The 25,778-nt window shown below is 40.4% G+C and carries 23 protein-coding genes; 12 read left to right on the forward strand and 11 right to left on the reverse strand.

Annotated elements, in window-relative coordinates; translation table 11 throughout:
- The first annotated feature begins 29 nt into the window (after positions 1–29).
- Positions 30–950: a diacylglycerol/lipid kinase family protein gene (locus GD597_RS19850; RefSeq protein WP_171609660.1), complete on the forward strand. Its 921-nt coding sequence runs from the start codon at positions 30–32 to the stop codon at positions 948–950.
- A gap of 160 nt (positions 951–1,110) precedes the next feature.
- Here GD597_RS19850 and GD597_RS19855 read toward each other — a convergent pair whose 3' ends face one another.
- From GD597_RS19855 to ligA, 7 genes are all read right to left on the reverse strand, one after another.
- On the reverse strand, positions 1,111–1,875 hold the full coding sequence (locus GD597_RS19855) for a 3-keto-disaccharide hydrolase (protein WP_171609661.1): 765 nt from the start codon (positions 1,873–1,875) through the stop codon (positions 1,111–1,113).
- 77 nt (positions 1,876–1,952) lie between these two features.
- Positions 1,953–2,741, reverse strand: a complete 789-nt coding sequence (locus GD597_RS19860) for a 3-keto-disaccharide hydrolase (protein ID WP_171609662.1) — start codon at positions 2,739–2,741, stop codon at positions 1,953–1,955.
- 164 nt (positions 2,742–2,905) lie between these two features.
- A complete protein-coding gene (gene nth / locus GD597_RS19865) occupies positions 2,906–3,562 on the reverse strand; it encodes an endonuclease III (RefSeq protein ID WP_171609663.1) in 657 nt (218 codons plus the stop codon).
- Positions 3,563–3,620: 58 nt separating this feature from the next.
- Complete coding sequence (locus GD597_RS19870; RefSeq protein WP_171609664.1) at positions 3,621–3,854, reverse strand: hypothetical protein; 234 nt, start codon at positions 3,852–3,854, stop codon at positions 3,621–3,623.
- A gap of 102 nt (positions 3,855–3,956) precedes the next feature.
- Complete coding sequence (locus GD597_RS19875; RefSeq protein ID WP_171609665.1) at positions 3,957–4,271, reverse strand: FtsB family cell division protein; 315 nt, start codon at positions 4,269–4,271, stop codon at positions 3,957–3,959.
- Between the two features lie 66 nt (positions 4,272–4,337).
- Positions 4,338–5,621, reverse strand: coding sequence for a phosphopyruvate hydratase (gene eno / locus GD597_RS19880; RefSeq protein ID WP_171609666.1), 1,284 nt, complete (start codon positions 5,619–5,621; stop codon positions 4,338–4,340).
- Positions 5,622–5,925: 304 nt separating this feature from the next.
- A complete protein-coding gene (gene ligA / locus GD597_RS19885; protein ID WP_171609667.1) occupies positions 5,926–8,028 on the reverse strand; it encodes an NAD-dependent DNA ligase LigA in 2,103 nt (700 codons plus the stop codon).
- A gap of 184 nt (positions 8,029–8,212) precedes the next feature.
- Between ligA and GD597_RS22165 the strand changes: the two genes are divergently transcribed.
- Positions 8,213–8,944: an NUDIX hydrolase gene (locus GD597_RS22165; RefSeq protein ID WP_317170324.1), complete on the forward strand. Its 732-nt coding sequence runs from the start codon at positions 8,213–8,215 to the stop codon at positions 8,942–8,944.
- A gap of 110 nt (positions 8,945–9,054) precedes the next feature.
- Here GD597_RS22165 and GD597_RS19895 read toward each other — a convergent pair whose 3' ends face one another.
- On the reverse strand, positions 9,055–10,167 hold the full coding sequence (locus GD597_RS19895) for a PA0069 family radical SAM protein (RefSeq protein ID WP_171609668.1): 1,113 nt from the start codon (positions 10,165–10,167) through the stop codon (positions 9,055–9,057).
- Between the two features lie 176 nt (positions 10,168–10,343).
- Positions 10,344–10,847 (reverse strand): LexA family protein, encoded by a 504-nt coding sequence (locus tag GD597_RS19900; protein ID WP_171609669.1) that lies wholly within the window; start codon positions 10,845–10,847, stop codon positions 10,344–10,346.
- Between the two features lie 111 nt (positions 10,848–10,958).
- Here GD597_RS19900 and GD597_RS19905 point away from each other — a divergent pair, with 111 nt between their 5' ends.
- From GD597_RS19905 to GD597_RS19915, 3 genes are all read left to right on the forward strand, one after another.
- On the forward strand, positions 10,959–11,552 hold the full coding sequence (locus tag GD597_RS19905; protein ID WP_171609670.1) for a 2'-5' RNA ligase family protein: 594 nt from the start codon (positions 10,959–10,961) through the stop codon (positions 11,550–11,552).
- A gap of 30 nt (positions 11,553–11,582) precedes the next feature.
- Complete coding sequence (locus tag GD597_RS19910; protein ID WP_235954368.1) at positions 11,583–12,200, forward strand: 2'-5' RNA ligase family protein; 618 nt, start codon at positions 11,583–11,585, stop codon at positions 12,198–12,200.
- Positions 12,201–12,354: 154 nt separating this feature from the next.
- Positions 12,355–13,716, forward strand: a complete 1,362-nt coding sequence (locus GD597_RS19915) for a Y-family DNA polymerase (RefSeq protein WP_171609671.1) — start codon at positions 12,355–12,357, stop codon at positions 13,714–13,716.
- 123 nt (positions 13,717–13,839) lie between these two features.
- On the opposite strand, the gene GD597_RS19920 is transcribed toward GD597_RS19915, so the two are convergent.
- Positions 13,840–14,235 (reverse strand): MerC domain-containing protein, encoded by a 396-nt coding sequence (locus GD597_RS19920; protein ID WP_216368636.1) that lies wholly within the window; start codon positions 14,233–14,235, stop codon positions 13,840–13,842.
- 138 nt (positions 14,236–14,373) lie between these two features.
- Between GD597_RS19920 and GD597_RS19925 the strand changes: the two genes are divergently transcribed.
- Together GD597_RS19925 and GD597_RS19930 are read left to right on the forward strand one after the other, a co-directional pair.
- Positions 14,374–15,033: an SCO family protein gene (locus GD597_RS19925; protein ID WP_171609672.1), complete on the forward strand. Its 660-nt coding sequence runs from the start codon at positions 14,374–14,376 to the stop codon at positions 15,031–15,033.
- Positions 15,033–15,452, forward strand: coding sequence for a Fur family transcriptional regulator (locus tag GD597_RS19930; protein ID WP_171609673.1), 420 nt, complete (start codon positions 15,033–15,035; stop codon positions 15,450–15,452). Before GD597_RS19925 ends, GD597_RS19930 begins: the two co-directional genes overlap by 1 nt.
- 118 nt (positions 15,453–15,570) lie before the next feature.
- On the opposite strand, the gene GD597_RS19935 is transcribed toward GD597_RS19930, so the two are convergent.
- The gene (locus GD597_RS19935; RefSeq protein ID WP_171609674.1) at positions 15,571–16,602 is read right to left on the reverse strand and encodes a radical SAM/SPASM domain-containing protein; all 1,032 of its coding nucleotides are present in this window, start codon (positions 16,600–16,602) and stop codon (positions 15,571–15,573) included.
- A gap of 360 nt (positions 16,603–16,962) precedes the next feature.
- On the opposite strand from GD597_RS19935, the gene GD597_RS19940 reads away from it, so the two are divergent.
- The 5 genes from GD597_RS19940 to GD597_RS19960 all read left to right on the forward strand — a co-directional run bounded on the left by GD597_RS19940 (position 16,963) and on the right by GD597_RS19960 (position 25,759).
- Entirely contained in the window at positions 16,963–18,912 is a 1,950-nt protein-coding gene (locus tag GD597_RS19940; protein ID WP_171609675.1) for a M1 family aminopeptidase, read from the forward strand.
- Positions 18,913–18,988: 76 nt separating this feature from the next.
- Positions 18,989–19,765: a glycoside hydrolase family 25 protein gene (locus GD597_RS19945; protein WP_171609676.1), complete on the forward strand. Its 777-nt coding sequence runs from the start codon at positions 18,989–18,991 to the stop codon at positions 19,763–19,765.
- Positions 19,766–20,067: 302 nt separating this feature from the next.
- Positions 20,068–21,138, forward strand: a complete 1,071-nt coding sequence (locus tag GD597_RS19950; RefSeq protein ID WP_171609677.1) for an efflux RND transporter periplasmic adaptor subunit — start codon at positions 20,068–20,070, stop codon at positions 21,136–21,138.
- Positions 21,139–21,276: 138 nt separating this feature from the next.
- Positions 21,277–24,348, forward strand: a complete 3,072-nt coding sequence (locus tag GD597_RS19955) for an efflux RND transporter permease subunit (protein ID WP_171609678.1) — start codon at positions 21,277–21,279, stop codon at positions 24,346–24,348.
- Positions 24,349–24,466: 118 nt separating this feature from the next.
- A complete protein-coding gene (locus GD597_RS19960) occupies positions 24,467–25,759 on the forward strand; it encodes a TolC family protein (protein ID WP_171609679.1) in 1,293 nt (430 codons plus the stop codon).
- Positions 25,760–25,778 lie beyond the last annotated feature (19 nt).

The raw sequence follows: 25,778 nt of genomic DNA on the forward strand, positions 1-25,778 counted from the left end.
ATTGTGCTGTAACATTTTTATTCCCTGCAATGAGAAAAATAGTATTTCTGGTTAATCCAATATCTGGAACAGCCAAAAAAGATATTGTATTAAAAGCTGTTGAACATACCTGCCAAAAAGAAGGATTGCATTTTGAAATAATGCCCACCCATGCCAATGGCAATTATACCTTGTTAAAACAAAAAATACACGAAGAGCAAATAACCGATGTGGTAATCATTGGAGGCGATGGATCTGTTAACCAGGTAGTGCATGCATTGCACCGGGAGCCGGTAAGGTTTGGGGTTATTCCATTGGGTAGTGGCAATGGCTTTGCCTATGCAGCTGCTATACCTGCCAATATGCAAAAAGCAATCGACATTATTGTACAGGGCCATTCAGGCAAAGTAGATGCATTTCGCGTAAACAACAGGTTCTCTTGTATGCTAACCGGCATTGGTTTCGATGCTAAAGTAGCACACGATTTTGCCACCAAAGCCAGGCGTGGTTTATTAACTTACACACAACAAAGCCTTATCAATTTCTTCAAAGCTCAACCCTACCAGTTTGAAGTGGTGCTGCCCGAATTTTCTTTTTTCACCGATGCTTTTTTCATCAGCATTGCCAATGGCAACCAATTTGGTAACCATGTAACCATTGCACCCCAGGCCGTATTAAACGATGGTTTGCTGGATGTGGTAATAGTACAAAAAATGAATAAGGCAAAACTGCCATTTGCCATTTTAAGACAAATGCGCGGCAACAATAAATTGCAACAACTGGTAGATGATATTGCCCAAAAAAATATTTTATATTTTCAGGTTCCCTCCATTAAAGTACGCAACCATCGGCTGGCGCCTTTACATATAGATGGTGAGCCGGTAGAAACTGCAGAAGAACTTAACTTTGAAATTATAAAAGATTGTTTCGATCTGTTGCAGCCTGCAAAAAGTTTTAAAGAAAATCAATAGCTGTATGTACCCGGCTTTGGTACAGGTATATGGCATCCGTTGCGTCGCACTCTTGTGCGGTATAGCACTGTTCTGCAAATACAGCCTATTCTTTACCCATCCCTAAAACACAAATGGCTGAAAATTTACTTTCATCCATTTGCCAATCATCTATCAATAATTATAAAGGTCTTACCCAAATATTTCTAAAACTTACCGGGTTGCCATCATCGCCATGATCCTGCAACATAATCGACTTTGCGCCATGTGCCGAATACGGCGCCCTGCCAATCCAGTCTGTAGGCCCCAGCACCGAAAAATTATTTTGAATCAATATACCGTTTTGTAAAACCGTAACCCTTGCCGGTGAAAGCAGGCTGCCATCTGTATTAAATCGGGGAGCTGTCCATATCACATCATAACATTGCCATTCTCCCGGTTTACGGCATGCATTTACCAATGGTATAGATTCTTTATAAATAGCACCACACTGCCCATTGGGGTAGGTAGTATTGTCGTAGTTATCCAGCACCTGCAGTTCGTATTGTTCCTGCATAAAAATACCACTGTTGCCGCGGCTTTGTCCACTGTTTATAACAGGTAATGGTTCCTTCCATTCAATATGTAATTGGAAATCGGTAAACTGCATTTTTGTTTTAACACTTCCACTGCCTTTAACAACAGTCATAGCATTGTCTTTTATCAAAAACTTTGCCGGACCGCCCTTGGTGGTTTCCCACATTTCGCTGTTGGTGCCATTAAAAAGCACAATTGCATCAGATGGGGCATCCTGTGGGGTAATACCGGGTGTAACAATGGCAGGTACCGGTGTCCATACTTCTGTTTTAGCAGCTTCCCTGGCCAAGCTATCTCCCCTGGAATTTTGGGCAAAAACGGGTGCCATGCCAATGCAGGCGGCGGCGGTTAGTACAAGTTTACATTTCATGTTGTTGTAATAAATGGTAAAATAAAAAAACGGTTGAATACTTTAGAAGTTTCAACCGTTTTAAATGTATAAAAAAATTATAAAGGTCTTACCCAAATGTTTCTAAAACTAATAGGCTCACTGGGATCTCCGTGAGATTGCAGTTTAATGGGGCTTGGTCCGTGTTTTTTGTAAGTGTGAGCTCCAATCCAGGCGGTAACTCCATTAATGGTTACATTGTTTTGCAATAAAACACCATTATGCATTACAGTTACCCTGCCAGGTGATTTTACAGTACCATCCTCATTAAACCGGGGGGCCGTCCAAATTATATCATACACCTGCCATTCGCCTGGTTTTTTACAGGCATTGGCCAAAGGGATTGTTTCTTTATACACCGAACCGGTTTGCCCATTGGTATAGGTTTTATTGTTGTAACAATCCAGTATCTGAATTTCATAGCCTTCATCACCGGGGCCTGTAGATGCCAGAAAAATACCGCTATTACCACGGGCCTGTCCTTCGCCATGGATTACTTCGGGTACACGCCATTCCAGGTGCAGCTGGTAATCCATAAAACTTTGTTTGGTTTCTATATTGCCGGTGCTTTTATCTACTGTAATAATGCCATTGGCCACTTTCCAGCCAGCCGGTTTTGAATGATCGTTTACTGATACCCATTGATCCAGATTTTTACCATCGAATAAAATAATGGCATCTGATGGGGCGTCCATTGGTGTGGCGCCTGGAGTAACTACGGGTGGTACGGGTGTCCACACCTCAGTTTTAGCGGCCTCTTTGGCCAGGCTGTCCCAGTTTTTTTGTTGGGCAATGCTACTTAATGCTAGCGGAAATGCAAGAGAAAAGACAAGCAATTTTTTGTTCATGTTGTAATAATTTTTTGAAAATAGAAATCACCTAATTTTTATTATGCCTTATGCACAATTGGTTTGTTATTCACTGTTGTATTGGCTGCATAAAGTTATGTTGTACAAGTGTGCGACGCAAGTAAAGTTGACAGGTATTTGTTAAGCCGGGCTAAAAATTTGTATTATGCCTTTGGCTGTTTTTTTTGCTGTTTTTGAAAATAGGCGCACATGGTTTGCAAAGCACAGCTATCGCATTTGGGGTTACGGGCCAAACAGGTGTATCGGCCATGTAATATTAGCCAATGGTGTGCTATATGCACCAGCTCTTTAGGTATGTATTGTATAAGTTGTTTTTCGGCTGCCAGCGGGGTGGTGGCTTTTATGGTTAAACCCAGCCTGGCAGCTACCCTAAACACATGGGTATCTACGGCCATATTAGGCTGGGCATCTATTACCGATGTAATTACATTGGCTGTTTTACGCCCAACACCAGGAAGTTGTACCAGTTCATCCACGGTCATAGGTACCTGGCCGTTGAATGTATTTACCAGCATATTGGCCATGCCAATTAAATGTTTGGTTTTATTGTTGGGGTAAGAAATACTTTTTATGAGGGGAAACAATTCTTCGAAACTGGCTTGCGCCAATAATTGCGGGGTGGGGTATTGGTTAAAAATGGCCGGGGTGGTAAGGTTTACCCGCTTATCGGTACATTGGGCGGATAGTATAACCGATACCAATAATTGATATGGATTATCGTACATTAATTCCGTTTCTGCAACGGGCATGTTTTGCTGAAAATAGGAAAGTACCTGCTGGTAGCGTTCTTTGCGTGTCATAGAAATATGCGTAAACTGCAACGAATGTACCTTAAGAAAACAAACTATACCCTATTAATCAGGAAGTTATTTTAGCCGTTTGCATAGCATATTGCATGATAGCATTGATGGTTTGCCTGCGCGGAGATTGCAATGGCATATTGTTGATGCGCCTGGCAGATTCTTTTAATACACTGTATTTTTCCTTTAAGGCCCAGCTTTGCTGTAATTCCAGTTCTACTGCGGCTCTGTGCGAGTTATTTGATTCGTTATACATAAAAAGTACCAGGTCTTCAATTGTAGAATTAGCCATATGAAAGCATTTGTAATTTGTAAATAAAATACATTACCACTTTGATGTTTCATAGGATACCGCTATTTAAACGCCCTGCTTTACGGTATATTGTATTAGTTGCTAATTTTTAACACCGGTACTATCTGGTACGGTAATAAAAATATCCTCGTTATCTTTTTTCATAAAATATTTTTCACGGGCATATTTTTCCAGCGCTGCGGTGTTATTGCTTAAATCTGATATTTCTTTTTTGGTTTTTGCAATTTCCTGTTCGTAGTAGGCTTTTTTGTTTTGTAGCTCTTGTAGCTCTTGCTTACGTTGCCATTGCTCAAATATGTTATTATGGTCTGTAATTAATACCACCACAGCAAAAACAAGTATTGCTACCAGGTATTTATTACTAATCAGCTGAAGTATTTTGCGGATAACAGGCATAAAAAAATCGTTGACCTTAGTAAAAATACTAAAACGGCCAACGATTTATATTATTTTTTTTATATCCTATTTGCTAAAAAGGCTTTTACCATTTGGAAAAACGCCATTGGTACCCAGTGCTTCTTCAATACGAATTAGCTGGTTGTATTTGGCCATACGGTCTGTACGGCTGGCGCTACCTGTTTTAATCTGGCCACAATTTAAAGCAACAGCAAGATCTGCAATGGTTGTATCTTCTGTTTCACCACTACGGTGGCTCATAATGGTGGTATAACCAGCATTTTGTGCCATTTGAACCGCGTTGATAGTTTCGGTTACAGTACCAATCTGGTTTACTTTAATTAAGATGCTGTTGGCTACGCCTGTATCAATACCACGTTTTAATATTTTGGTATTGGTAACAAACAAATCATCGCCTACCAGTTGTACTTTATGGCCAATGGCATCAGTTAATTTTTTCCAGCCATCCCAATCTTCTTCGGCCATACCATCTTCAATAGAAACAATAGGATATTTATTTACCCATTCTGTCCAGTAAGCAACCATTTCATCGCTGGTAAGTACTTTACCATCGCTTTTATGGAAAATATATTTGCCATCCTTATACATTTCACTGCTGGCAGCATCCAAAGCAATGGCAATTTGCTCACCTACTTTATAACCGGCTGCTTCAATAGCCAATAAAACTGTTTCAATAGCTTCTTCGTTGCTTTGTATATCTGGGGCAAAACCGCCTTCGTCGCCAACATTGGTGCTAAAGCCTTTCTTTTTCAAAACCGATTTCAGGTGGTGAAATACTTCTACACCCCAGCGTAAGCCTTCGCTAAAACTGCTTGCACCTACTGGTACAATCATAAATTCCTGATAATCAATCTTGTTATCGGCATGGGCACCGCCATTTAGAATGTTCATTAAAGGCACGGGTAAAACGGTTGCATTTACGCCGCCTAAATAACGGTATAAAGGCAGGTTGCTTTCCAATGCAGCAGCCTTTGAAACTGCCATAGAAACAGCCAACAGGGCATTAGCACCCAATTTGCCTTTATTATCGGTACCATCCAGCTCAATTAATTTTTTGTCAATGCCTGCCTGATCGCAAACATTCCATCCAATCAGTTGATCGGCAATAATATCATTTACATTCGAAACTGCTTTTAAAACGCCTTTACCTACGTAAACAGCTTTATCGCCATCGCGTAATTCTACTGCTTCGTGAATACCGGTACTGGCACCACTTGGTACTGCTGCACGGCCTAAATGACCATTCTCAGTTAACACATCTACTTCAATAGTAGGGTTTCCACGACTGTCAAGAATTTGCCTGGCATGAATTAGTTCTATGTAGCTCATATTCGTTGTTGTTTATGATTTTTAAATATTGGTTGTTATTTGTTGGGCCCGGCAGTTGAGTAAGATGGCATCGCCGCTTGCGTCGCACTCTTGTACTTTCGGGTATTTGCGCTGCAAAGAAACAACCTTCTTTCCGATATTTAAAGCAGGATACTAAATTTTAAAGTTCTGTGCCGCACAAATAAACAAACACTTGTTCTTTATTTAGCACTACTGACCCTTTTGCCCAATAATGGGCTAAACGCTCCAGTGTGCGACGCAACGGCAGGTAAATAGCACTTTAAAAGTCTGGTCCAAAAAATGGCTATACGCCAATAAGTGCTAAAAATTCGTCTTCGCTAATAATTTTTACGGTATTAATTTTTTTGGCTTTTTCCAGTTTGCTGCCCGCATCTTCGCCCACTACCAGGTAATTTAATTTACTGCTAACGCCACTTACAATTTTACCACCATTTGCTTCGGCCATGGCTTCGGCATCGCTGCGTTTTAGTTTTGCCAGCGTACCTGTAAACAAAAAGGTTTGCCCTTGCAGGGCGCCGCTTGCCACTGCTTCCCGCTTGGTATTGTGCAATTGCAAACCCAAAGCCTGCAATTGGTGCAGCATATCAATATTTTGCGCATTTTGAAAAAACCGGTAAATACTTTGGGCCACTTTTACACCAACATCTTCCATTTGCTGCAATTCTTCCTCGGTTTTTTGGGTAAATTCAAAAATGTTTTCAACGGCATTGGCCAATGTTTTGGCAGTGGTTTCGCCCACATAGCGTATGCCCAAAGCATAAATAAGCCGGTATAATGGCTGTTGTTTGGAAGCGGCTATGGCGGCCTGTATATTATCAATGCTTTTTTTGCCAAAACCTTCCAGTTGCCCAATGGCATCAAAGTTTAATGTGTAAATGCCGGGAATATCAGATAATAAGCCCAGTTCAAAAAACTTGCGCACATTGGCTTCGCCAAAGTTTTTTATATCCATGGCATCCTTACTTACAAAATGTATTATGCGTTCTGCCACCTGTGCAGGGCATTCAATATTAATACAACGCCATACGGCTTCTGTATCTTCTTTAGCCAGCTCGCTGTTACATACCGGGCAGTTACGAGGGAAAATAATAGGTGTTTCACTGCCATTTCTAATATCGGGCAAGGATTTTACTATTTGTGGTATAACATCGCCGGCCCTTTCAATTAAAACAGTATCACCTATATTAAGGTCTTTTTCTTTAATATAGTCTTCATTATGTATAGAAATACTGGAAACCGTAACGCCACCAATACCTACCGGGTCTAATTTGGCAACCGGTGTTATTGCCCCGGTTCTACCCACCTGAAATTCAACGGCTCTTAATTTAGTAGTAGCCTGCCTGGCTTTAAATTTAAAGGCAATAGCCCAGCGCGGGTGGTGGGTGGTCATGCCCATTTTATCCTGCAGGGCAAAATCATTTACTTTTATTACCATGCCATCAATTTCATAGGGCAGGGTATCCCGCATGGCTTCAAAATCCTGTACATGTTGTATTACTTCATCAATACCTGTTAGCACCAGTTTTTCTTTTTGCGGGCTGCGAAAGCCGCACTGCCACAATAATTCCAGCGTGCCTGCATGTTTTTGCAGCAGGGCTAATTTTTCGGGGTCTACAGCAACGTGCTCGTTCTCAGTATAAAAACTTATGTGGTATAAAAAAGCATCCAGGTTTCTTTTGGCAACCTGCTTGGGGTCTTTTTGTCTTAAGCTGCCGCTGGCTGCATTACGTGGATTGGCCAATGGCGGTAAACCTTGTTCTGCCAATGCCTCGTTGTATTGTTGAAATACGGCTTTTGTCATAATTATTTCACCCCTTATTTCTACCTGCTGCAACCCATAGGCAGAAAAGGGCGCTGATAATGGTATTGATTTGATCTGCTTAATATTGGTGGTAATATCTTCGCCTTCTACGCCGTTTCCCCTGGTTGCACCCCGGGTAAACACATCATTCTCATAAATCAGCGAAATACTGGCGCCATCAAATTTGGGTTCTACGCAATATTCAATAAGGTCTATACCAGTTAATTCCCGGGCTTTTCGGTCAAAATCATATAAATCATCTGCATTATAGCTGTTGTTTAAACTAAGCATGGGCACCAGGTGTTGTACCGTATTAAAAGCCTCGTTTAGGCTATTACCTACCCGTTGGGTAGGCGAATCAGGGCTTACCAACGCAGGGTTAGCTGCTTCCAAAGTAGTTAAGTGTTTGTACAATTGATCGTATTCTGCATCCGCAATCAGGGGATCGTTCAATACATAATAACGGTATTCATGCAGGCGCAAAACTTGGCGTAATGCATCTATTTCATTAATTGATACTTGTTGTTGTTGCAGCAAAAGGGTAGTAGTTGCCTGCAATTCTTTGGTTAATGCTGTAGTAAACATATTTAAATTTGTACCCCGTAAAGTTATAGGAGAAAACCACTTTGGCATATTTTCAGGCAAAATTTCAAAGTGTTATTTGTACACAATGCTGATTATGTATATTTTCGGGCTAAATAGTTGATGCCTAATATCAATTACTATTTACCGGGCTTTCGGTTTTTGCCATCATGAAAAAGATTTTATTGTGACAACTGATTTACAATTAAAACAGGAAGGATTAATTAAAGACGCCAGAAAACTTGTGGAATCCTATCCCCGTGTTCCTATAACGGTAGACTGTGTAATTTTTGGCTTTGATGAAAATGAATTAAAAGTATTGCTCATTAGAAGTGACCTTGAACTGTTTAAGGATAAATGGTCACTATTGGGCGATTTTGCCGATGATAACGAAATACTTGACGATTCAGCCTATCGCGTATTACGCGAAAGAACCGGCATGGATGATGTATATCTGGAACAGGTAAAAACCTTTAGTAAACCCAACCGCCACCCCGGTGGCAGGGTACTTACGGTAGCTTATTGTTCTTTACTAAATATTGAGCACCACCAGCTAAAAAAAATGGATAATGAATTACACTGGCATAGTGTAAAAACCATCAAGGATATGGCTTTTGATCACCATGAAATTCTGAATGAGTGTTATGCCTGGCTGCAAAAACGTATACAGGAACATCCACTGGGTTTTAACCTTTTACCCGAGAAATTTTCCCTGCGCGAATTACAAAATTTATACGAAGCCATCCTTGATAGAAAAATGGACCGCAGAAATTTCAGAAAGAAATTTTTTGCTATGGACTTTTTAATCGACACTGGTTTATACGAAGACGATGTGCCACACCGCCCCGGTAAACTCTACCAGTTCGATTTCAAAAAATATGGCGATACCAAGAAAAAATGGAGCGGTATAGATTTTTAAAGCCAATCTGTTCTTTGGTAGCCCGGCAATAGAAAAGGCAGGGTACTTTACTTGCGTCGCTCTCTTGTACTGCAGATACTTTATGCAGCAAGGGTATAACTTTTATTGATCTAAAATAATTTTCCTTGTTCGCCGGGTCTTTTAAACTGGCTGGTATCCAATCCCCAACGTTCTGCATTTAGGCCATACAGTTTATTATATTTTACAAACTGCTGTTTTACCAATTCACTAATTGGGCCTTCACCCCGCATGCGCAGTCCCCATCGGCTATCATTTACCTGTCCGCCATGCCCGCTTTCAATCAGGTGCCAAACCTTATCGGCCCTGTCGGGGAAGTTTTTATACAGCCAATCATGAAACATAATTTTAACAGCACCATTTAATCGAATAAAGGTATAGGCAGAAAATGTGGCGCCATGTTCGCTGGCTGCCTTCATAATGCGTTGCATTTCATGTTCGTTTAATCCCGGTATCATGGGCCCCAGCATTACACCCATACGCACCCCTTCATTACTTAGTTCTTTTATGATACGAAGACGTTGTAGTGCTGTTGTAGTTCTGGGTTCCATCACCCGCCGCAGGTCCTCGTTAAAAGAGGTAATGGATACCAGTATGCTTATCAGGTTTTTAGCTGCCAATTTTTTAAGAATATCTTTATCCCGCAGCATACCTGCATTTTTGGTAATCATACCTACGGGCTGGTTAAAAGCCAGGCACACTTCCAGTAATTGCCTTGTTAATGCAAACTTTTGCTCAGCAGGTTGGTAGCAATCTGTGTTACCGCTTAAGGATATGGGCATACATTGCCATTTAGGGTGCATTAAAAATTTACGTAACAGGTCTGGAGCATTTTTCTTTACAATTATTTTTCTTTCAAAATCTAGTCCGGCACTATAACCCCAGTATTCATGCACATTTCGGGCATAGCAATAAATGCAACCATGCTCACAACCCTGGTAGGGGTTCATGCTATAGAACATACCTACATCTGGGCTTTCTACTTTGTTTACTATACTTTTAGCATTTTGCTCAAGGTATTGAGTGGCAGGGTTGGGTTCGGTCCAATCGTCTATACCTTCTATGTGTTCTTTTGTTGTTTCGTGTAACAGAAAGCGGTTTTTGGTATTAATTTGTGCGCCGCGGCCCTGCAGGTACTGCCCGTTTTCATCTCTGGTTTTACCGGGTTTTGGTTTGGCATTGGGATTGTCGTTAATATTCTTCATTTAGTTAGTTTATGCAGGATGATGTTTTATACCATAAGCAAGATGCGCCCCATTTCTATAGCCGCCTCAAGGCCTGAACTTTGAACCGAGCGTGGCAAGAAAAGCCCAATAATTAATCTGTTGCCGGCTAACAACATATTACCAATATAACTAATTGGGTAGTTGCCATTGCAGTGCTAATAACGGATGCGCTTATCAGGATCTTTTGCTTTTTTTGTCACTGCCTGATTGGTCATAAATAAACTTTGTTCAAACACATGTATTACACAGGTTACAACACCCCAGGCCCTGTATTCACTAAACTCTGAGAGTTCGATATTGGCATATTTGGGATTTTCGGCGATGAGCGATAAGTGGTTAAAACTTTGCTGGTAACGGCGAACTACCAAATCTCCGTTAATGGCGGCTACTACTATTTTTCCATTTGCAGCTTTTATACTTCGGTCCACAATCAGCACATCCCCGTTAAAAATGCCTGCACCGGTCATGGCTTCGCCATTCATTCGAAAGAAAAATGTGGCGGGTTTATTTAAGATAAGCTGCTCATTCAGGTCTATGCCCCGTTCCATATAATCATCAGCTGCAGCGCCAAAACCGGTAGCATTGGCGTTAGTTACATCCTGTTGGGTAAATTGTTTAGAGCCGTTATAGGCCGCTTTGTACATGATATCTTCTTGCATATTTTTTAATATTAAATGGCTAAATAGTTTAGTAAAATAAAACTAAAATATTTATCTTTATGTGCTGGATGCGAAATATTTTTATGCACCTTAATTATTAAATAGATAAATATGCAAAGCGAGTTGACATTAGCACCTACATTAGGGTTTACCATGCAGCAGATGTATGAGTATTTGCTGGTAGTGCATCCGGCAGACGAGGTGCACAACCAGATTACGCAGGAGAAACAGCTTTTCTATGATGTTTATAAAGAAAAGCTGGCTATTAAAACAAAACCGCATATTACAGTAGCAAATTTTTTTGCTAAAGAAGCCATGGAAGATACCCTTTTGCGTTATATGCAGCGGATACTGCATACACAAAAAAGCTTTATGGTTACGCTGAATAATTTTAGTGGCATTCCACCGCATACCGTATATGCAAGGGTGCAGGATCATGAACCATTTAAAGAGCTGGCTGCTGCGTTAAAAGTTATAACCCAATATATTCAAAGCAATGACTGTCCTCCTGCCCAACTCATAAGCCATCCTTACCTTACCATTGCCCGCAGGTTGCAACAGCAGGTATACGATAAAGCCATATTTGAGTATTCGCAAAAAACATTCTATGCCAATTTTCCTGTAAAGGAGCTGGTATTGCTAAGGCGGCAACACCAATACGATGCATATAAGCAGGTACAGGTATTCAGGTTATTGGGTAATTGATTTTTAATATTTCAAAAGCAATACACAACTATGGAAAACGAATTATTGGCATTACCCGGTTACCGCGTATGCGATTATATGTTGGTTTTGCCACCCAACGAAGCACTATGGACCAGCATTATGGAAATAAAAACGGCGTTTGGTGCCAATTACGATTGTCCTGCGGCACAATGGGCAAAGCCATATATAACATTGGTAAGGTTTAAACAGTACGAAATGATGGAGCCGCGCATTATTCGCCGGCTACACTCCTGTGGCATGACTATGGCACCATTTAAAATTGAATTGAATGACTTTGGCAGTTTCCCCTCGCATACTATCTATTTACAAATTACCAGTAAACCAGCTATTATGGATGCTGTTGCAATACTGCGCACAGCCCAATCGCTCTTAAAAATAGATAACGATAATAAACCGCATTTTATAACAGAGCCCTATATAGCAATTGCCCGTAAACTATTGCCATGGCAGTACGAAAAAGCATGGCTACAATACAGGCACCAGCATTTTTCGGGTCGGTTTATTGCCAGCAAAATGCTTTTATTAAAACGCGGGGAAAATGAAAAAGGGTACCAAACCGTTATGGAAATTCCTTTTCAACAAATACCGGTATTGGCAAAGCAGGGTGAATTATACCCGCCGCAATAAACCTATAGGCAAAATTTAGTAAGAAGTATACATTTTATTTACCCAACAGTATTAATACTATGAATCCCGGTTGCGTCGCACTCTTGTACGGTTGATATATGGCTCAGCAAAAACAATACAGCAAAACATATCAAAATAGTAACAGGCATTAGAAATGGTTTTAGACAGTACAATAGATTTGGCTATGGAGCAAATACCTGAAATGGCTGCGGCAAAATCTGCACGCAAAGCATTTAAAGCTATTGTAGATTGTAATAGCTTTTATTGTAGTTGCGAACGTGTTTTTAGACCAGCATTACATGATAAACCTGTTGTTGTACTCAGTAATAATGATGGCTGTATTATTTCAAGAACCGATGAAGCCAAAAAGCTGGGAGTTGAAATGGCTGGTCCCTATTTTAAAGCAAAGCCATTAATAGAAAAATACCAGGTAGCCACTTTTTCTTCCAACTATAATTTATATGGCGACCTGAGCTGGCGGGTAATGGAAACATTACGGCAAATAGTAGGTGCAGCCAATGTAGAAGTATATTCTGTAGACGAAGCTTTTCTTGATTTGGATGCAGTACCCTACGAGCAATTATACCAGCTTGGTAAGCATATTAAGGAAACAGTAGAAATGTGGACAGGCGTTGCGGTAACAGTGGGCATAGCACCCACCAAGGTATTAAGCAAGGTGGCTAACCGCCTGGCGAAAAAAAATAAAACACAAAGCCAGGGAGTAATGGTACTTGATACGAGAGCACAAATAAACGAAGCACTTAGCCTAACCGCTGTAGACGATATTTGGGGTGTGGGCCGGCAATATGCCAATAAGTTGCACACATTTGGCATTGATGATGCTTACCAGCTAAGCCATATGCCACAGGAATGGGCCAATAAAAATATGGGTGGTGTTGTGGGTATACGTTTAATTAAGGAGCTTAAGGGAGAGCAGGCCATTTTTATGGAAGAAGCACTTACGCAAAAAAAAATGATTGCCACCACCCGCATGTTTGGTACACCCGTTACAGCCATAAAAGATATTAAAGAAGCCGTTGCCACCTATACATCAAGAGCTGCTGAGAAGCTGCGCCGGCAAAATGGCGCAGCTTCCACCATCAGCGTATTTGTGGTATATAGGGCAGATGTAAAACCCGGTGAACGTTTTAGTCATGGTCCAAATATTCATGCCTCTGTTATACTACCACATGCCACCTCCAATACCAACGAATTAATTAAAGCGGCCCTGGTATTGGTAGAAAAAATTTATGAAAAAGGCCGGCTGTATAAAAAAGCCGGCGTTACACTAAGTGGCATTGTAGCCGATGAAATGCTGCAGGGTAATTTGTTTGTTCCTGCGGCCCAAAACAATAACCGTATGCTAATGAGCATGATGGACAATATCAATTTTAGTATGCGAAACGATATGTTGAAATTTGCCTCATCAGGTACTACCCGTGATTGGAAAATGAGGCAGGAACTGCGCAGCCCCCGATATACTACCCGTTGGGATGAATTATGTGAGGTGCACTAAATAATTTGATGCCATTTAACCGGAACGATGAACCGAGCGTGGCAAGTAAAGCCTGATACAAGCGCTACAGCCGGCTACCAAAAATAAAGGCATAAACTATCTACAACCATATAGCAGCAAGTGTTAATGATCGCAGTCGTCTTCATGGGCATGATTGTGTACCCTGCAGGAACGGTAATTGGTAATATGTGCAGTGATGATAAGCAATACTGCAGGAACAAGAAAATAAAACTGGTACTGATGCCAGATTTGTTTGGCCAGCAGCAACAATATACCCACGGTAAACATGATGATAGGTTGCGTGCGGTGATGATGTTTTTTCCAGCCATGATATAATGAATAGGCCCCAATACAAAATGCCAGGAAAATCATTATTACTTCAAACGAGAAATTATCAATAATGTTTATACCAAATATGGGTAATGAAGTAAGTACTAAAGGCAAAATGGCACAATGTATGGCACAGGCCAGCGAAGCCGTAATACCCAATGCATCCCAATTTATCTTTTGTTTTATCATAACGGGCGGCAAATATAACACTTTGCAACTTTGTTGCAAAATAAACTTCAATATGGAATAATGTGTTAAATAGTTGATGAGTGATATAACTTTGCACCAATTCGGTTGTTAGTTTATACAACCTGTTAAAGGCATAGCATGAAAAAGAAATTGATTGGATATAGTATATTTTTTGTGGTGTTGGTGATACTTTTTTTGGTAGTTGTGTTTTGGGGAACTGATAAATGGCAGGCTAAATCGCCGTCCATTAGTTTTGTAAAGCCGTTTACATTTGTTACACAGGATGGTGGGCATTTTTCTGAAAGGGAAATGCAGGGAAAAGTATGCGTGGTTAATTATTTTTTTACAACCTGCAAGGGAATTTGCCCCAGAATGAATAATAATATGCATACCATTTACAATGCTTTTAAAGATGAACCCGATTTTATGATCATTTCTCATACCTGCGACCCCGAAAGAGATTCTGCTGTGGTGCTAAAGCATTATGCAGACTCGCTGCAGGTGAACACTGCCAAATGGGTGTTTTTAACCGGCCGTAAAGACAGTTTATACAATCAGGCCCGCATTAGCTATTTGCTTGACGATCCAAAAAATAGTGTAGAAAAAATTGAAGACCAGTTTTTACATACCCAGTTTTTTGCCCTGGTAGATAAAAACGGAGATGTAAGGGGCGGCGTTTATGATGGCCTTAAACAGGAAGACCTTGATAAGTTAAAAGCAGATATAAAAACCCTTCTGGCCGAAAAAGCAGGCAGCAGTAGTTTTTCCAATAATTTATTTAGCAATAATCCGCAATAATGAAAACTGAAATAGCAGAAATATTAAAGCGTAATCAGCTAAGTGTTACCGATAGCAGAACCAGTATTCTGGAGCTTTTTCGCAGCAGTAAATCAGCATTGGCGCATGCCGATATTGAGAAAAAAACAAGTGAACAGTTCGACCGTGTTACCATTTACCGTACCCTGCAAACCTTTGTAGAAAAGGGTATTGTACATACCATTCCAACGGCCGATAACTCAGTGCTTTATGCATTGTGTAAAGACAATTGCTCGCAGGGCCACCACCACGATAATCACGTGCATTTTATTTGCGACGATTGTGGAGTTACTTATTGCCTTGAGCATATCAGTATTCCCAATGTGCAGGTGCCCGAAGGGTTTATTACCAAACAAACCGATCTGGTAATGAGTGGACAATGTGATAAGTGTAACGCTTAATTCCGGTAATTTTTATATCAATTATGTGCCCGGCAAGTGCAACGCTATTAAACATCCTTGCGTCGCACTCTTGTACGCATGCAACCATATGCAGCAAAAGCCAAAGCAAACAGCCCGGCTAATCTTCCCATACGGTTAAGCCTTCACTGCAATTGGCACAAATATCAATATTCTTGCGGCTCGTCATTAATTCGCGTCGAAACTGTTTATAGTTATCGTTATGCCAGGTTTCTTTAAAAGATTGTGTTTTTAAATTGCCCAGTTGGTGCATGGCATCCTTATCAAAACAGCAGGGTACTACTAGTCCATCCCAGGTAATAACATTGGCATGCCATAATTTCCAGCAATGGTTACTCAACCCGCTTTTAATATTCATTTTGCCGGTGCTATCTTTTTTATAACGGCTGTATTTATCAATGCTTGGAATGAGGTTATTGGGGTCGTTTTCATAATCGTAAACCTGTGCTGTTTTAAACCTAACCTGGTCTACACCAATTTCTTTTGCCAGTTGCTTAATAGCATCAATCTGGTGTTCGTTGGGTTTTACCACCAAAAACTGAAAAAAGACAAAAGGGGTTTTACTATTCAGTTGCTTTTTCCACTTAACAATATTGCGGGCACCTTCCAGTACCTTTTCCAGTTTGCCGCCTACACGGTACTGCTGGTAAACATCCTGTGTGGTGCCATCTATTGAAATAATTAAACGGTCTAAACCACTTTCTACGGTTTGTTTGGCTTTTTCATCAGTTAAATAATGCGCATTGGTAGAGGTAGCAGTATAAATGCCTTTTTTGCTGGCATATTGTACCATTTCTAAAAAATCGGGGTTTAAAAAAGGTTCCCCCTGAAAATAGAAAATAAGATAAAGCAACTCCCGGTGTATATCGTTGATGGTTTCTTTAAAAAAATTCTTCTGCAGCATACCAGTTGGCCTGGTAAATTCCCGTAAACCACTTGGGCACTCAGGGCAGCGCAGGTTGCAGGAGGTAGTAGGTTCAAAAGAAATAGAAATAGGATACCCCCATTGCTTAGGTGTGCGCAACAGTTTACTAAGCTGGTAACTGCTGTATACTTTAGCCGCATTCCATAACCGCCTTATGGTAAACTTGCTAAAAAGATTGATGGTATCATTTAAATTAAAGTAAGGCATATATGTGTAAAATTAAATGCATACCGCTAATCAATCCAAAGTATCTTTTTTATATACGTTTGCTATCTTGCGTTTATAGCACCAGCTGGCCTGGCAAAAAAAGTGAAATATATAGTGTTGCAAATTGCTTTTTTGTAAACCTTAAATTAGCGGAACACTGCACTGCATTGGCTTATAGCCGAAATGGGTTGTATAAAAAAAGTAAGCGCTTGTATTTTGTTGAGTAGCAAGACAGGCGTACAAGTGTGCGACGCAAGTAAAGCTCCTTTAAATAACCTGGTGTTTGGCCAATAAAAATTGATTTTATTAAAACTTGTTGCTTAAATAATGATTAATCTATTACATATAAAAGCTAGAGGCATGAAAAAATTACTATCCGGATTTTTATTAACGGTACTAACCGGGCAAATTTTGGCACAAGAGCAGGTTTGCAAAGAAGTTAACACCATTGCCGCCATGGAAAAACTGGCCAAAGAGAAAAGGTTTAAACCTGTTTCACTAACTCTGGCATCGAATAATTATAACGTTTACTATTATAAGTGCGAGTGGACGATTGACCCGGCGGTTTATTATATCAGCGGCAAGGTTTCGCCTTCTTTTACCATTACAAATGCTACTAACAACCTAGTTTTTGATTTGTCTGACGCATTAAGGGTAGACAGTGTATATATGCGCAAAAAGAAATTAAATTTTGTGCGTAGCGGCAATGCAACCGTAACCGTTCAATTACCCAAAACCTATGGGGCAGGTAAAAAGGATTCAATTACTTTCTATTATCAGGGAGCCCCTGTGGGTGGCGGCTTTGGTTCTTTTATACAATCAACACACAATTCCAAACCTGTGTTATGGACATTAAGTGAGCCCTATGGTGCCAGCGATTGGTGGCCATGCCGCAATGGGTTGGATGATAAAGCCGATAGCATTGACATTTATATCACACACCCCGGCAAATACAAGGCTTCGAGCAATGGTATGTTGCAAAGTGTAGCTAAACAGGGTAAAAATGCAACATCCTATTTTAAACACAGGTACCCAATTGCCTCTTATCTGGTAGCTTTAGCTGTTACCAATTATACTACGGCTACAGATTTTGTACAATTGGGCAATACCCAAATGCCTGTTATTTCAAATATTTATCCTGAGGATTCTGCTTCCTTTCATGCTGCTATAACACCCGTATTAAATGGTTTACAACTGTTTAGCAACACCTTTACTTTATATCCTTTTGCTAAAGAAAAATATGGCCAAACTCAATTTGGTTGGGGTGGAGGTATGGAGCATCAAACCAACTCTTATGTAATTGGTTATGGCGAAAATTTACAAACACATGAGCTGGCCCACCAGTGGTTTGGCGATAAAATAACCTGCGGCAGTTGGGAAGATATTTGGTTAAACGAAGGTTTTGCTACTTTTTGTGCCGACTTTTTGTACACCGAAAACTATAATCCGGCACAAAACAAAATAAATATAAAGGCAAACCTTGATTATATTGTATCTCAACCCGGCGGATCGGTTAAGGTAGATGATACCACCAACATCAACAGAATTTTTGATGGCCGCCTTTCCTATGATAAGGGCGCATTTTTATTGCGTATGCTGCGTTTTACCATGGGAGACAGTTTGTTTTTTACCGCCTTGCGTAATTATTTAGAAGATCCCCAGCTAAAATACAATTTTGCCCGTACAGCCAATTTACAGCATCATTTAGAAGCCGTAAGCGGGTTAAACCTTACGTACTTTTTTAACCAATGGTATCAGGGGCAGGGCTATCCCTCCTTTACGGTAAAATGGAGCCAGAACGGATTAAACCAGGCCAATATTAATATCAGTCAGGTTACTTCGCATCCCTCGGTATCTTTTTTTCAGGTGCCACTGGCCTTAACTTTTAAAAATGCTACCCAGCAAAAAACCATTATTGTACAACATACTATCAATAACCAAATAGTAATTGACAATATTGGATTTAAAGCAGATACCGTTTTAATAGATCCCGAAAACTATCTTATCAGTAAAAACAATAAAGCTATTAAACAAGCTCCTTTGGCAAAAGCCGACAACCTGTTGCAAATTAGTGTTTCGCCAAATCCGTTTACCAACAGGTTAAGTGTAATGGTAAATGATAGTGATGCTAAAAAACTTCTGTTCCAATTGTTTGATAATGCGGGTCAATTAATGTTTTCCACTACAGCGCAGCAAAATGTACAGCATACCTATACACTACAAACACCAGCTCATTTATTGCCAGGTAATTATGTATTAAAGGTTATTGCCAACAATAAAACAAATAGTTATAACGTAATAAAAAAATAAAATAGTAACCTGCATTGGTAAAAAATGATTGCCTGCAACAGGCAATCATTTTTTATTATATAATTGCTGCAATAGAATGGTACGTAAGAAAAAAAGAAAATTTAAATGGTGGGTAATGCCAATGCTGCTATTGCTTTTACTTGCAGCCTGTTTGCTGGTAATGTACTGGTGGCAGGTGCAACAACAAAATAAAGCCAGGTTTACACAATACGATGGGTACAATATTCCATTGCCGGTTGGATATCCCATTCATGGCATAGATGTAAGTTATTACCAGCAATACATTTACTGGCCATCGGTAAAGCAAATGAAAGACGAGGACATTTCCCTTGCTTTTGTTTTTATAAAAGCTACAGAAGGCACCAGCAATACCGATAAGCAATTTAACCGCAACTGGCAACAGGCAAAAGACCAACATATTACCCGTGGGGCATATCATTTTTTTATAGCCACTAAAGATGGTAAACAGCAGGCAAAACAGTTTATTCAACATGTAAAACTAAGCCATGGCGATTTGCCGCCCGTAATTGATGTAGAGCAACTCTATGGTGTTTCGGCAACGCTAATGCGCCAACGTTTAAAAACCTGCCTGGCCGAAGTAGAAAAAGCCTATCATGTAAAACCCATTATTTATTCAGGGGCAGATTTTTATAACAACTACCTGGGCAAAGCATTTAACCAATATCCCTTATGGGTAGCGCACTATTTCGAATATAACCAACCACGCGTAAACCGGGTATGGCAGTTTTGGCAACATAGCAGCAATGGAAAAGTAAGTGGCATACCTGCACCGGTAGATTTTAACGTGTTTAATGGCGATAGTATTGCTTTTAAAAAATTGCTAGTGCCCTAACATACAATAATGCAAGTAAAGTATAATACCAGCTACAGGCTATTATGGCATCGCCGCTTGCGTCGCAAGCACTTCAGGGTTCCACATATATGGCAACAGAATTATATGTGAACAATTGCAACGAAAGATGAAAGAATACAAAAATCCAAACATGTTGTCGCATTTTTTTACCTATTCGTATCAACTTATCCAATATTGATGTAAAAGAATTGCAATAATTATAATAATGCTATAATTTTCAAAGCTTAAGATAAAGGTTGCCTAAATTTGTTTTTTCTAACATTCTATTTAAAAGTCAATACATGTTTTTATATAAAAGAAGGAATATATCCTGTATGCTGGTGCTTGCATCTGTGCTGGTAATAAGTTCCTGTAGCAATAAAAAAGCAGAGCAGCAAACACCCCCTGCACAGCCGGCACCAATGGTAGATGTAATTATTGCACAAAATACCAGCATTTCCAATAGTATAGAGGTAAATGGTACCGTGGTAGCCAATGAATTTGTAGAGCTGCATCCCGAAACCAATGGCAGGGTAGTATACCTGCAGGTGCCAGAAGGCAATTATATAAACGAAGGCACGGTAATAGCCCGTATTTATGATGCCGATTTACAGGCGCAGCTAAGCAAAGCCACCGCACAGCTGGCCCTAGCCAAAACAACCGAACAAAGACTAAAAAAGCTATTGGATGTAAATGGCGTAAACCAGGCCGATTATGATGCCGCGGTAAATGAAATAACCAGTCAGCAATCTGAGGTAAACAGGTTAAATGCTTTAATAACAAAAACGGTGGTAAAAGCACCTTTTAGTGGTATTGTGGGTTTGCGTAAAATTAGTATTGGGGCCTATGTTACCTCAGCGGATATTATTACCACCATTCAGCAGGTAAATAAACTAAAAATAGATTTTACGGTGCCATCCTCCTACGGCAGCCTTATAAAAAAAGGCGGCCAGATAGATGTTGGTTTTGATGGCGATAAAGTACACCATAAAGCAATTATAGTAGCTACAGAGCCACAGATTGATGCGGCTACCCGTAACGTAATGGTAAGGGCAATGTTGCAAAGCGGCAACCCCAGTCCCGGCACTTTTGCAAAAGTGTATATTAATGCTTCAGCAAAAAATGTAAGTAGTATTATGGTACCGGCCAATGCCATTATACCCGATGCACGTAACAAAAAGTTGGTGGTTGTAAAAAATGGCAATGCGGCATTTGTAAATGTTGAAACCGGGGTTCGCCAGGCAGGTGTGGTAGAAATAACCAGTGGTATAAGTGCCGGAGATTCGGTAGTGGTATCTGGTGTATTGTTTGCAAGGCCTGATAAGCCGGTGAAAGTGAAAGCAGTAAAGCAATTAAAAGATATTGCCAATTAGCCTTTATTAGTATAGCTGAATAGTATTGTTGCCGTACAAGAGTGCGACGCAAGTAAAGCAGCCAAAGGAGTAAGGGCCGGGCCCAAAAATAATTTTATCATAGCAGTATAATGGCAAATTAGCCATATTAATTGTACAATGAATATTTCAGAATTATCGCTCAAGCGACCGGTTTTGGCAACAGTAATGAACCTGTTGATCATGCTGTTTGGTGTGGTGGGTTATACTTTTTTGGCTGTAAGGGATTACCCTGCAATAGACCCGCCAATTATAACCGTACGTACCAGTTATGTGGGTGCCAATGCCGATGTAATTGAAAGCCAGATTACTGAGCCTTTGGAAAAGCAGATTAATGGTATACCGGGTGTAAAAAGCATAACATCATCAAGCCAGGTGGGCGCCAGTAATATTACTGTTGAATTTAATTTGGATGTAAACCTGGAAACTGCCGCCAATGATGTACGCGATAAAGTAGGACAGGCACAGGGCAATTTACCACAGGATATTGATGCACCACCCGTTGTAAGTAAGGCAGATGCCAGCAGCGACTTTATTTTAATGCTGGCGGTACAAAGCCCTACCAAAAGCCTGTTAGAATTGAGTGATTATGCAGAAAATGTATTACAACAAAGGTTTCAAACCATTAACGAAGTAAGTGGTGTAAATATATTGGGGCAGAAAAGATATGCCATGCGTCTTTGGCTAATACCCGATAAAATGAACGCCTTTAATGTTTCTTTTACCGATATAAGTGAGGCATTAAATAAAGAAAATGTAGAAATACCTGCCGGCAAAATTTATGGTAATAATACAGAGCTTACCATAAAAACCCTGGGCCGGCTAACAACAGAACAGCAGTTCAGGGATTTGATTATTAAGGAAGGTGCCACCGGTATTGTTCGCTTAAGCGATGTGGCCAATGTAGAGCTTGGCCCCGAAAACTACGAACAGGCATGGAAGTATAATGGGGTTAGTGCCGTAGGTTTGGCAATAAGTCCGCAACCCGGCGCCAATTACATAAAAATTGCGGATGAATTTTATAAACGGCTGGATGAAATTAAAAAGACCAATAAATCTGACATTGAATTAAATGTTACAATCGATAATACCAGGCTGGTAAGGCAATCTATAACAGAGGTGGAAGAAACTCTATTAATTTCCTTTAGTTTGGTAGTGTTGGTAATCCTGTTTTTCTTTAGAAACCTGCTGATTGCCCTAAGGCCGTTGATAGATATCCCTATTTCATTAATTGCTACTTTCTTTATTATGTATGTTGCCGGTTTCTCGGTAAACATATTAACCTTATTGGGAATTGTGTTGGCTACAGGATTGGTGGTAGATGATGGTATTGTGGTAACTGAGAATATTTTTAGAAAAATGGAAGCAGGTTTGCCCATACGCAAAGCTGCATTGGAGGGAAGTAAGGAAATATTCTTTGCCGTAATATCTACTTCTATAACGCTGGCAGTTGTGTTTTTGCCGGTAATATTTTTACAGGGGTTTGTGGGTAGCCTGTTTAGGGAATTTGGTATTGTGGTAGCTGGTGCAGTATTAATTTCTGCATTCGTATCCTTAACCATAACCCCGGTACTTAATGTGTATTTAAATAGGAAAAATGCCAGTCATGGCTGGTTATATGTAAAAACAGAACCCTTTTTCGCCGGTATGGAAAACGGGTATAAAAAGCTGCTGAAGGGTTTTATGAAATTGCGCTGGATGGCATGGGTAATTGTATTGGCTTGCGTTGGCATCATCTGGTATACCTACACCAACCTGCAAAGCGAAATTGCCCCTATGGAAGACCGCAACAGCGTTCGTTTTTCTTTAACAGCACCCGAAGGTACCAGCTATGATAAGATGATACAATCATCCGATAAGCTGGTAGATTTTTTATACGATTCTGTGCCCGAAAGATCTTTTGCCTTTGCTGCTACACCTGGTTTTAGTGGTACCGGCGTTAACTCAGGTTTTGGCAGGGTGGGCCTTATACCCGCTGACCAACGAACCAGAACCCAGAACGAAATTGCGATGGACCTAACCAAGAAAATGGCGCGGTTTAACGATGTTAGGGTATTTGCCATACAGGAACAAACCATTTCTGTTGGTCTTGGTTCACGTGGTGCATTGCCCGTACAATTCATTTTACAAAACCTGGATTTTGATAAATTAAAAGAGATAGTGCCCAAATTTGTAGAAGAAGCCCGCAAAGAGCCCACTTTCCAAAGTGTTGATGTTAACCTTAAATTTAATAAACCGGAGCTGCAGCTCACCATCGATCGTATTAAAGCCAAAGACCTTGGCCTGTCTACTACTGATGTGGCCTCTGCCATACAATCTGCTTTTAGCGGCCGCAGGCTGGCTTATTTTATCATGAATGGTAAACAATACCAGGTAATTGGGCAAGTTGCACGCGACGACCGTTCTACACCCGCCGATATTGACCGCCTATATGTGCGCAATAGCCGCGGAGAAAATATTCCCTTATCCGCAGTAACCAAACTGGAGGAAAATAGTAATCCGCCTACATTATTCCACTATAATCGTTTTAAAGCGGCTACTGTTTCCGCTTCACTAGCCGAGGGCAAAACCATTGGCGATGGCGTAAAAGCCATGCAGGCGATTGGCGATAAATTGCTCGATGAAAGCTTTCAAACCTCATTAAGTGGCCCATCCAGGGATTATGTAGAAAGTTCTTCCAATACCGCTTTTGCATTTGGACTGGCATTATTGTTAATATACCTGGTACTCGCAGCCCAGTTCGAAAGTTTTATAGATCCTTTTACTATCATGATTACTGTGCCGCTAGCGCTGGCAGGTGCCTTATTAAGTTTGTATATTTTCGATCAAACACTTAATATTTTCTCTCAAATTGGTATGATTATGCTAATTGGGTTGGTTACAAAAAACGGTATCCTTATAGTAGAATTTGCCAACAAAAAAAGGGAATTTGGTTTACCCAAAGCAGAGGCAGTGTTAGAAGCAGCTACTCAACGTTTAAGGCCAATTTTAATGACGAGCCTTGCCACCTCCTTAGGTGCTTTGCCAATTGCATTAAGCCTTGGTGCATCTGCTACCAGCCGTATACCTTTGGGTATTGTAATTGTGGGCGGTATCCTGTTTTCATTGGTGCTAACATTATTTGTAATACCGGCCGTATACACCTATTTCTCCGGTAAACACAAAGTAAAAGAAACGTCAATAACAGAATAAACGGTTAGTTGTTAACCAGGCAAAAGTATATACATTAAACATCCGTTGCGTCGCACTCTTGTACAACAGAATGCCCTGCAGCAAAACATATTGTTGTAAAAGAAATTATATCCATATAATGAAAAAGGTTTTTATTTTTTTATGTTTTATCGCCTCTTTAGCGCAGGCGCAACAAGCCCTCAGCTTAAAGGATGCAATCAATATTGCCCTTAAAAACAGTTACGATATTCAGCTGGCCAAAAACAATGTTGAAATCAGTACCATCAATAACAACTATGGCGTAGCCGGCGGATTGCCACTTATCACCGGTACTGCTTCTGATAACGAGCAATTAACCAGCCTAAATCAAAAGTTATCCAATGGTACCAATATCAATAAATCTGGGGTAACAGGCAACAGCCTTAATGCAGGCGTAACTGCAGGCATTCTCCTATACAATGGCATGCGTGTAGTAAGTACCAAACAAAGGTTAGAACAATTGCAACAGCAGAGCCAGCTTTTATTAAATGCACAAATTCAAAATACCATTGCGCAGGTAATGACGCAGTATTATGAAGTAGTGCGCCAGCAAGGTTATCTAAAAACCATCGAGGGTTCATTGGCAGCCGCACAACAGCGGTTATCAGTAGTGCAAACCAGGCAGCAGGTAGGCCTGGCCAATAATGCAGATCTTTTCCAGTCGCAGCTCGATTTAAATGCGCTGGTACAAACACAGCAAAGCCAGCAATTGGTCATCGATCAGTCAAAAGCCGATTTGCTTACCTCACTGCAATTAAAAGCCGATTCACTTATTAATATTAGTGATACCATACTGGTAGAAACCGGTTTACAGCAATCAACCATTTTAAGCGGTATTGCCAATAACCCCACCATTGCTGCCGCCGATGAACAAATACGCATTAATTCGCTGATAGAAAAGGAAACTGTAGCACAGCGCTACCCATCCCTGCGGTTTAACAGTGGATATAATTATGGCCGTTCCAGCAGCACAGCAGGCTTTAACCTGCTAAATCAAAGCTATGGTCCGTTTGCCAGCATCAACTTATCTGTGCCCATTTATAATGGTTCTATTGCCAAAAGGCAGCAGCAAACCGCTGCCATAGCCACACGCAATGCGCAGCTGCAAAAAGAGTTGCTGGTACGCGATAATACCAATATTGCCGTTAAAACATTTCAGGCCTACCAAAATGCCATACAGCAACTGCAAACACAACAGCAGAACTATAGCTTATCCAAACAATTGCTCGATCTGGTGTTGCAAAAATTTCAATTAAAGCAAGCCACTATTATTGATGTAAAACAGGCGCAGCAAAGCTTTGAAGCAGAAGGCTATCGGCTGGTAAATTTAAATTTTGCAGCAAAATCGGCCGAAATTGAATTGAAGCGTATTACAAATGCACTTAGTTTTTAAAAATCTCCACACATCTTTG

Source organism: Limnovirga soli (assembly GCF_013106755.1).
GTDB lineage: Bacteria > Bacteroidota > Bacteroidia > Chitinophagales > Chitinophagaceae > Limnovirga > Limnovirga soli.

Coding starts and splice junctions, on each gene's coding strand:
- GD597_RS19850 (WP_171609660.1), top strand. CDS start 30: ATGAGAAAAATAGTATTTCTGGTTAATCCAATATCTGGAACAGCCAAA.
- GD597_RS19855 (WP_171609661.1), bottom strand. CDS start 1,875: ATGAAATGTAAACTTGTACTAACCGCCGCCGCCTGCATTGGCATGGCA.
- GD597_RS19860 (WP_171609662.1), bottom strand. CDS start 2,741: ATGAACAAAAAATTGCTTGTCTTTTCTCTTGCATTTCCGCTAGCATTA.
- nth (WP_171609663.1), bottom strand. CDS start 3,562: ATGACACGCAAAGAACGCTACCAGCAGGTACTTTCCTATTTTCAGCAA.
- GD597_RS19870 (WP_171609664.1), bottom strand. CDS start 3,854: ATGGCTAATTCTACAATTGAAGACCTGGTACTTTTTATGTATAACGAA.
- GD597_RS19875 (WP_171609665.1), bottom strand. CDS start 4,271: ATGCCTGTTATCCGCAAAATACTTCAGCTGATTAGTAATAAATACCTG.
- eno (WP_171609666.1), bottom strand. CDS start 5,621: ATGAGCTACATAGAACTAATTCATGCCAGGCAAATTCTTGACAGTCGT.
- ligA (WP_171609667.1), bottom strand. CDS start 8,028: ATGTTTACTACAGCATTAACCAAAGAATTGCAGGCAACTACTACCCTT.
- GD597_RS19895 (WP_171609668.1), bottom strand. CDS start 10,167: ATGAAGAATATTAACGACAATCCCAATGCCAAACCAAAACCCGGTAAA.
- GD597_RS19900 (WP_171609669.1), bottom strand. CDS start 10,847: ATGCAAGAAGATATCATGTACAAAGCGGCCTATAACGGCTCTAAACAA.
- GD597_RS19905 (WP_171609670.1), top strand. CDS start 10,959: ATGCAAAGCGAGTTGACATTAGCACCTACATTAGGGTTTACCATGCAG.
- GD597_RS19910 (WP_235954368.1), top strand. CDS start 11,583: ATGGAAAACGAATTATTGGCATTACCCGGTTACCGCGTATGCGATTAT.
- GD597_RS19915 (WP_171609671.1), top strand. CDS start 12,355: ATGGTTTTAGACAGTACAATAGATTTGGCTATGGAGCAAATACCTGAA.
- GD597_RS19920 (WP_216368636.1), bottom strand. CDS start 14,235: ATGATAAAACAAAAGATAAATTGGGATGCATTGGGTATTACGGCTTCG.
- GD597_RS19925 (WP_171609672.1), top strand. CDS start 14,374: ATGAAAAAGAAATTGATTGGATATAGTATATTTTTTGTGGTGTTGGTG.
- GD597_RS19930 (WP_171609673.1), top strand. CDS start 15,033: ATGAAAACTGAAATAGCAGAAATATTAAAGCGTAATCAGCTAAGTGTT.
- GD597_RS19935 (WP_171609674.1), bottom strand. CDS start 16,602: ATGCCTTACTTTAATTTAAATGATACCATCAATCTTTTTAGCAAGTTT.
- GD597_RS19940 (WP_171609675.1), top strand. CDS start 16,963: ATGAAAAAATTACTATCCGGATTTTTATTAACGGTACTAACCGGGCAA.
- GD597_RS19945 (WP_171609676.1), top strand. CDS start 18,989: ATGGTACGTAAGAAAAAAAGAAAATTTAAATGGTGGGTAATGCCAATG.
- GD597_RS19950 (WP_171609677.1), top strand. CDS start 20,068: ATGTTTTTATATAAAAGAAGGAATATATCCTGTATGCTGGTGCTTGCA.
- GD597_RS19955 (WP_171609678.1), top strand. CDS start 21,277: ATGAATATTTCAGAATTATCGCTCAAGCGACCGGTTTTGGCAACAGTA.
- GD597_RS19960 (WP_171609679.1), top strand. CDS start 24,467: ATGAAAAAGGTTTTTATTTTTTTATGTTTTATCGCCTCTTTAGCGCAG.